The following is a 1,041-nucleotide window of genomic DNA, read 5'->3' on the forward strand; positions in this document are numbered from 1 at the left end:
GTGCCCGCCGACGCTGATCTCGCCGCCGTCGGGCCGCTTCAGCGTGGACAGGATCTCCACGGTGGTGGTCTTGCCCGCGCCATTGGGTCCGAGCAGCGAGAACACGCTGCCCGCGGGCACGGTGAAGTCGATGCGGTCGAGCACGATCTGCTCGCCGAAGGATTTGCACAGGCCGGTGACGCTGATGGCCGCCGGACCGGGGTCGAGGTTCATGTCTCCCTCTCATCAATTAATAGGCATGAATGCATGCGTTATCTACGCCGTGACCGCCGAGGCTTGCGGTCAAGGTTGTCGGTTACAGCTGTTCGGTTGTGCTACCGGGATTGTCGGATCAGATGTCGAGGTCCTCGACGTTCGGATGTTCGGTGGCGTCGATGACGCGGGCGTAGAGCCGATCCGGGATCTTGCCCTTCAGCTCCCGCACGGTGTCGAAGACCTCGAGGGTGAAGTCCCCCCAATTCTGTTCCCCCACACCGAGGAAGCGCCGCCACTGCCGCCAGTCCTTGAGGATGTTGGTGTCGGCCGGGAACTCCGACCAGTTGGAGAAGTGGCTGTGCACCGCGTACGCGCCTTTGCGTGTGCGGTACACCCGGATGTCCTCGATGCGCTCATTGGTCACCTGGTGCCAGTCGGTCAGCAGGGTGGCGGAGAATCGAACCTGTCGGATCCCGTCCTTGCCGACTTTGAGGACCACCTCGTCGTAGCCCTGCCGGCGGCCCTCCTCGAGCTCGATGAAGCGCCGCAACGCCGTCACGATCGCCCCCGAGAGATTGCCCCCGACCAGCTCCTGAGCCCGCTGAAAGAGTGCGAGGTCGTCATCGGACACGTAGATCGTCTTGTTCGGCATGACCCAACTATACGTAGACGTATACATACACGGCAAGGTTCGGTTCGAGAACGCCGTCGGTCGAGCAGCGGCATTGAACCGCTAGGTACCCGGATTTCGTATCCCGAGTGAGCGGTACTCGGTCGCCGGTGGCGACCACCGAAAGGAATCGCCCATGCATAGCGGTACACGGGTCGCGGACCGGCTGGTCCAGG

Annotated in this window: 2 protein-coding genes; both read right to left on the bottom strand. The window is 63.0% G+C overall.

The features are described 5' to 3' along the window. Positions 1-213 (bottom strand): ATP-binding cassette domain-containing protein (locus ACIRS4_RS39120; protein WP_404205183.1); only part of this gene is annotated, 213 nt, incomplete at its 3' end. 118 nt (positions 214-331) lie between these two features. After that, positions 332-847, bottom strand: a complete 516-nt coding sequence (locus ACIRS4_RS39125) for an EXLDI protein (RefSeq protein WP_404205185.1) — start codon at positions 845-847, stop codon at positions 332-334. Positions 848-1,041: the final 194 nt, after the last annotated feature.

Source organism: Streptomyces sp. NPDC101166, assembly GCF_044768125.1.
Lineage (GTDB): Bacteria > Actinomycetota > Actinomycetes > Streptomycetales > Streptomycetaceae > Streptomyces.

What these genes read in the sequence shown, in the direction of transcription:
- ACIRS4_RS39125 (WP_404205185.1), bottom strand. Translation starts at nt 847, where the DNA reads ATGCCGAACAAGACGATCTACGTGTCCGATGACGACCTCGCACTCTTT.